Genomic DNA, 6605 nt, shown 5'->3' with positions numbered 1-6605 from the left:
TACCCCCCCCCCCCCCCCCCCCCACCCCCCCCCCCCCCCCCCCCCCCCCCCCCCCCCCGCCCCCCGGCCGCCCGCCCCCCCCCCCCCCGGGGCCCCCCGACCGGATCAGCCTAGGTACAGGCGCTGACGTGAACGGTCCTGGTGGAGGAGCTGTCGCCCCAGGGGCCGGGCGGGTTCCAGGTGGGGCTGTCGCCGTACTTGCGGTGGGTGGCGGACTGTTCGAACTTCCAGTCGCCGACGACGCAGGGCACCTCGGGAGTCCCGTAGTTGTCCCAGTAGGTGCCCGTGCCGTCGGGCATGGACCCGTTGTGGACCTTGCCGTTCGGGTCGGTGAGCCTGAACCGCAGATCCTTGGCATCACACTGGGACGGAGCCCAGCCCCAGTTCCCGTTGAACTTGCACTCCGAGGTGAGCGTCGGCGTGAGCTGGCCGAACTTCTCACCCAGGCACAGGAGTGTGCGCACCTCGAACGTGCTCTGCGGGTAGTGCCATCCTGATTCGCTGGCACAGTGCCAGGCGAAGTTCTCCGCGCTCGCCGGCGCAGCCTGGACAGTGACCGGAAGGCTCAAGACCGCGGCGCAGGCCACCGCGCCCGCAGCCGCAACCATCCGCGAACCCCGCCCCGGGCGTACACGTAACGCTGTCATCCATTGCTCCTTCTGCTCAACCGCTGGAATCACCAGTCACGGGAACAACATCGCGTCCCGGAAACCGATCATTCCGCTCGGTCGGCCGCCGCAACCCGACGGACCCCGAGTTCCACCTCTCCGCGTGAAAGGGTGGAACAAACGTGGGATTCCATTCTCGTGTGCCGCAGCCGGCTCATCAGCACCGCGGACGACAAGGAGCGCGCAGCCCTGGAGAAGCTGGCCAAGGCCTGCTCCGACACCATCGTGAAGTACGAGGTCGCCCCTGACCAGCAGCCAGACATGTGCCCTCACCGTATCCGGGTCACGGGAGGGTGCCGTACCGGCCGGACCCGGCCAGTACCTCCACGACCAGGTCCAAACGCCGTGACCACGCTGTGGCGCCCGAGTGCGGGAAAGTGCGGATCACAATGTGGGCCTTCCTGATTCAACACCATGTCGCTGTCGCGGGGTTGCGGGGGCGGGGTGCTGGGATCGCCGCGGAGGAAGAGGGTCGGGGCGGGGGAAAGCCTGCTCCTCCCCCGCAGCAAGTCGGGGCGCGGACGGATCTTCCGGTACTCCGGCGATCACCGGGCCAGGCACCCGGTCGGTGCTGCCCAGTGGGGTCAGGTGCCGCAGGTGTCGAGCATCTCGGACAGGGCTGCGGTCTCGGCGGGGTTGGCGGTGAGCTGGTAGGTGGCCTTCACGCTGATTCAGGCACGGCTGTAGGTGCACCAGTACGACTGCAGCGGCGGCTTCCAGTTGCCGGGGTCCTTGTCGCCTTTCCCGCGGTTGCTGCCGGCCGACACCGCGATCAGCTGCGAGTGGACCAGGTCGTTGGCGAAGGCGCGCCGCTCGGGCGTCGTCCATTCTGAGGCCCCGGAGCGCCAGGCTTCCTTGGGGGGACGATGTGGTCGATGTCGATGCGGAAGGCGGAGTCGATGGTGAGGCCGTCGTACTCGGAGTACCAGGTGCCGGACACAGCCCGGCACTGGTCGTCCTGCACGACGTCCTGCCCGTCCCTTTGGAGCGTGACTTCGCGGGTGTCGCAGGTGCCGTACTGGGTCACCCAGTGCGGGAACTTCGCCCGGGAGTAGCCGGGGACGCCGTCCTCGTCGGCCACCACCAGGTCCGCGAGCAGCTCGCGGGCCTTGACCGCGTCCGGCGGTTCGGGGAGCTCGCGCAGGGACGGCGCCTGACCGGGGAGGGTCTGACTGGCGAGGGTGTGGGGCCGGCTGCGGTGGCGGTGGTGGTGGGGGCGGCGGTCAGCGCAAGCCCGGCGAGAGCCGGAATGGCTGTGAGGAGCGCGGTTCGGCGCAGATGACGAGTCATGCCGATCATGCTCCGGCCCAGGCCGGCGAAGAATCGTTGCTGCCTGGCGGGTGTCACCCGCCCGGGTAAGAAGTCGTACCAGGCGCCGCAGCCGGGCTCGTGACGGTGCATACGGGGTCGTCTCCTGGCCAGCAGTCAGGCACGGGCACCCTCACCGCATCCGGGTCACGGTGAGGGTGCCGTGCCGGCCGGACCCGGCCAGCACCTCCACGACCAGGTCCGCCTCCACCCGTGTGTACGGCTCGCCCGCCGCTCCCCCACCACCGCCGCGCCGCTCAAGGCCTCACCGAAACGAGCCGCCAGGACAGGGCTCCAGGCGCGCGGACGCTCTGGCCGGCCCGCCCTCGTCCCCCACCGCCAGGACCAGATGGTGCGGTCCGAGCCGGGGGCCGGTGAACCCCAGCACCAGGGCGTCGACCGTGTCCGCGTGCCGAACCTTCAACCACCGGCGCTGTCCTGACGGCGGATAGCCCGCCCCACCGCGTTTGCAGACGATGCCTTCGATGCCCTGCTCGCGCAGGGCGTCGTACCAGAGCACGGCGACGTCCCGGTCGTCGGTCGCCGGGGTGACCTGGACCGGCGGCCCGACATCGGCGAGGAGCTCCAGGAGGAAGGCGCGGCGCTCGGTGTAGGGGCGGCTTCGGCAGTCGCCGATCTGCGGGTCCGGGTGCTGCAGAAGGTCCCAGCAGATGTAGGAGGCCGGGTACCGGGCTGCCAGGGCGCGGGCCCGGGTCGTGGATGACACGCGGCCCGTGACTGCGCGGCCGCGAAGTCGAGCCGGCCGTCCCGCCAGATCACGGCCTCGCCGTCCAGGACTGTGCCGGGGCGCAGTGTCATGCCGGCGACGGCCAGGTCCATCCAGTGCTGGGTGACGACTCTGCCCGACCGGGCGTACAGCACGACGGTCTCGTCGGTACGGCGCAGCACTGTTCTGTGGCCGTCGTACTTGGGCTCGTACCACCAGCCCGGCCCCTGGGGCCGGCGTTGTCAGTGCGCTGGTGACGTCGGCCCGGGGCGCGGTGCCGGTCTTTCGACCGGTCCGTCTCCCCGGAGTCACTTCCCGAACCGGGCACGCGAGCACCGCACCCGGCTCTCCACAAGCCCCGACGGCATCGTAGTGATTGACCTCATCCCGTGGCGTAGCAGGGAGTGGGAATCGCCAGGCCCCGGTAACGGTGGCGAGTTGGCCTTGTCCCTCCACGTCTCCACCAACCCCGAAGTCGAAGCCTGCCGCTCCATCCGCGACGGGCTGCGCCTGTTCCGGCTCCCGCCACGCATCGTCTACGACCTCCAGGAACTCCTCGACCCCGAAGGCAACAGAGAGGCCTTCGACCCCGAGGAACAACTGGTCGACCTCTGGGGCCCGGTGTGGTTGCGATCGAGTGATCAAAGGACGCGAGTAAGTGCGTCCGGCCCCACGAAGTGCAATGGGGGCTGGCCGCGCAGGAACCGCAGCACCTCCTCCACGGCACTTGCGCCGAGCCGCTGACGACACTCGGCGGTCCCCGCCGCCTGATGAGGGGTCAGCAGAACGTTCGGCAGTTTCCGGAACAGGTGGCGGACCGGCAGTGGTTCGGTGTCGAAGACGTCGATCGCAGCGTCCAGCCGGCCCGCCGACACCTCCGCCAGAAGCGCGTCCTCGTCGACGAGCCAGGAACGTGCGGTGTTGACCAGACCGGCGCCGTCGGGCATCAGCGCCAGTTCGCGCGCACCCAGCATGCGCCGGGTCTCGGCGGTGGCAGGGGCGTGCACGGCGACGATTCGGCTGCCGAGGAGCAGTTCGTCCAGCGGCACCAGCCGTACCGCGAGCCGCTGTGCGTCCTCGGCCGTCAGATACGGGTCGGTGACCGCGACCTGTGCCCCCAGTGCCCTCGCCAGCTCGATGTACGCACGACCAGTGCGGGACGCTCCGATGACGCCGATCGCACAGCCCTGGATCTCGTGCCGCGGCGGGGCCTGGCTGGCCTCGTCCCAGTCGGCTCCGCCGCGCAGCGCGTGGTCGAAGCGGTGGATGCGGTGCAGCAGAGCGAGGGTGAACGCCAGGGCCACCTCGGCGACCGGGCGTGCCATCGCGTCACCGGCCTGGGTGACGAGGATCCCACGCCGGAAGACTTCCTCGGTGACGTACGGGGCGACCGCCGATCCGGTGTGGGCGACGATCGCCAGTCGGTCAGCGACGTCGAGGAGTTCCTCGCTGAGGCGGGGCGTGCCCCAAGCCGTGATCAGGGCACGGGCACCGGGCAGCGCCGCACCGAGTGCGTCCCGGTCGGTGTGCTCGTCGAGGACGGCCGGCTGCGCCGCGGCGCAGAGGCTCTGCCACACCGCGGGGGTGAAGAACTGCTCACGAAGGTGCGGGGGTACGGCGACGACGACCCGCGGCAGGCGGGCCGCCCCCGGGTCAGGAGAGCCAGTCATCGACGTGCTCCGCGACGAAGTCGTCGTCGGTTAGCCAGGGGTAGGCCGTGGCGACCCGGGTGATCTCTTCGGCCTGGCCGGGAGACAAGACCTCCTTCGGATCGAGACACCAGATGCCCTCCAACAGACCCTGGCGGCGCAGCACTTCATGGACACCCGCGATACAGCCGCGGAATCCGCCGCGCACGTCGAACAGGGCGCTGTTGGCGTCGGTGAGCTCCGGACGGCGGGCGAGGCAACCGACCAAGGCGTCGTGATCACCGGCGCGTGCCCGCCGGACCTGATCGAGGAGGGTGACGGCGGAGCCGGTCCAAACGGCCCACTGGCCGAGCAGCCCGCCGGCGAACCACCGCCGAGTGCCCTTGGTCTCGTACGGGGTGAGCAGGTCGCCGATGATGTCGTCGTCGTTGCCGGTGTACAGGGCGACCTCGTCAGAGCGATCGGCGGCCGCCACGGCCCGTACGACATCGGCGGTTCGGTAGCGGTCGAAGGGCGCGGTCTTGATGGCCGCGGTGTTCGGCAGGTCTGCGAATGAGCTCCAGAACGACGGCGAGAGATAACGGCCGCCGACGGCCTCCTGGAGGTAGAAGCCGATCACCGGCAGCACCTCGCCGACGGCGCGGGCCCGGTCCAGCAGCCCCTTCTCGTCGGCGCCGGGCACGGCGGGGCTCAACAGCACGGCGTCGTAGCCGAGGGAGGCTGCGAGCTCGGCTTCGGAGACGGCCTGCGCGGTGTGGCCGCAGGCCCCGGCGACGGTGACGACGGGGTGGCCGGCCTCGTTCCGCACGGTCTCGGCGGCGAGTTCGAGGACCGGTGCCAGCAGGCCGATGCCCGGTTCGCGGATCTCGAACTGGGTGGTGTGGACGGCGACGGCGAGGCCGCCCGCGCCGGAGGCCAGGTAGTAACGGGTCAGTGCGCGTTGCCGACGTTCGTCGAGCTTGCAGTCGGCGCCGAGGGCGAGTGGATGAGCAGGGATGACGGCTCCCTCAGCGAGCACGTCCATCGGAGTGCGTGCCGGGGCTGCCGCGGCCGTCGAGGAGGGTACGGGTTGGGGAGTGGTCGCGGCTACGGGCCGGCCGGGTGCAGGCGCGGTCGCGGCTGCGGGCGTACGGGACACGGGGATCAGAACCTTCCGTCGCGGACCTGGAACTTGGTGGGCTTGCCGGACAGTGGCAGCCCGCGGTGCAGCCAGTCCGCCTGCCAGCGGACCAGGGTCCGCAGGGACACGTCCGGGTAGCCGAACAGGGCGTGGCAGGCGCTCGCGTCGGACAGCAGCGCGGTCGGAGCCTCCTCGCCGGCGATCACGGGCTCCTTGCCGAACTCCTCACCGAACCAGTGCGCGAGCCGCCGTACGGACGCGGTCTCGGGCCCGGTGAGGTTGAGGGTGAACGGCTCCGGAGCGGAGGTGTGCAGCAGGGATCGCAGCGCGACCTCGTTGGCGTACCCCTGCCACACGACGTTGGCGTGGCCGGTGGTGACGTCGACCGGCTCGCTCGCCCGGACAGCGGAGGCGATGTCGGCGAGGACGCCGTAGCGCAGGTCCACCGCGTAGTTGAGACGGATGGCGGCGACCCGGGTACCGCGGGTGAGGGCCACGTGCGAGAAGATCCGCTCCCGGCCGAGACACGACATGGCGTACTCGCCGACCGGCCCGACCGGGTCGTCCTCGGTGCACCCGCCGGAGGACACCGGCACCTGTGGATAGACGTTGCCCGTGGAGAACGCGGCGATCCGCGCGTACGGCCAGCGGCGCGCGACCCGGTCGGGCAGGGCGGCGTTGACGGCCCAGGCGTGCGAAGGGGCCCCGGCGGAGCCGAACTTGGCGCCGACCATGAAGACGACGTTCTCCGCGTCGGGCAGCTCCTTGAGGTCGGCGGCCGGATCCATGAGGTCGAAGGGCATGGTACGGACCCCGGCGTCCTCCAGCTGTTGTGCCGCGGCCGGGTCGGACCAGCGGGAGACGGCGTGTACGGTCAGGTCGGTGCGGCCCGCGGCGTCCAGCGCGCGACGGGCGAGCCGGCACAGGCTGGGGCCCATCTTGCCGCCGGCGCCGAGCACCAGCAGGTCGCCGTCGAGACGGGCGAGGTCCCGGACGAGGGCGGACGAAGGGGTACTGAGACGCTCTTCAAACGCGACTTCATCGGTGAACATTGGTTGCTATCCCTTGATTCCGGACGCGGTGACGCCCTCGGTGAAGTAGCGCTGGCCCACCATGTACGCGGCGAAGATGGG

6 protein-coding genes and 1 pseudogene are annotated in these 6605 nt (G+C 70.9%); all 7 read right to left on the bottom strand.

Annotated features, from left to right (window positions below; all coding sequences use genetic code 11):
- Positions 1-110: 110 nt before the first annotated feature.
- Entirely contained in the window at positions 111-647 is a 537-nt protein-coding gene (locus ACFYY7_RS43535) for a hypothetical protein (RefSeq protein ID WP_351268456.1), read from the bottom strand.
- A gap of 793 nt (positions 648-1440) precedes the next feature.
- On the bottom strand, positions 1441-1749 hold the full coding sequence (locus ACFYY7_RS43530) for a hypothetical protein (protein ID WP_388671430.1): 309 nt from the start codon (positions 1747-1749) through the stop codon (positions 1441-1443).
- Positions 1750-2241: 492 nt separating this feature from the next.
- Positions 2242-2703 (bottom strand): hypothetical protein, encoded by a 462-nt coding sequence (locus ACFYY7_RS43525; RefSeq protein WP_388671427.1) that lies wholly within the window; start codon positions 2701-2703, stop codon positions 2242-2244.
- 80 nt (positions 2704-2783) lie between these two features.
- Positions 2784-2885, bottom strand: a pseudogene (locus ACFYY7_RS43520) (DNA ligase); the annotation flags it as partial.
- A gap of 459 nt (positions 2886-3344) precedes the next feature.
- Positions 3345-4373 (bottom strand): hydroxyacid dehydrogenase, encoded by a 1029-nt coding sequence (locus ACFYY7_RS43515; RefSeq protein WP_388671424.1) that lies wholly within the window; start codon positions 4371-4373, stop codon positions 3345-3347.
- Positions 4357-5376, bottom strand: coding sequence for a dihydrodipicolinate synthase family protein (locus ACFYY7_RS43510; protein WP_388671421.1), 1020 nt, complete (start codon positions 5374-5376; stop codon positions 4357-4359). The genes ACFYY7_RS43515 and ACFYY7_RS43510 overlap by 17 nt, the downstream gene beginning before the upstream one ends.
- Before the next feature lie 119 nt (positions 5377-5495).
- A complete protein-coding gene (locus ACFYY7_RS43505; RefSeq protein ID WP_388671418.1) occupies positions 5496-6524 on the bottom strand; it encodes an NAD-dependent epimerase/dehydratase family protein in 1029 nt (342 codons plus the stop codon).
- Positions 6525-6605 lie beyond the last annotated feature (81 nt).

The sequence above is a fragment of the Streptomyces sp. NPDC001933 genome (assembly GCF_042890955.1).
Classification (GTDB): domain Bacteria; phylum Actinomycetota; class Actinomycetes; order Streptomycetales; family Streptomycetaceae; genus Streptomyces.
Note: the sequence above shows the minus strand (reverse complement) of the source record. Positions and strands in the feature narration are given on the sequence as shown.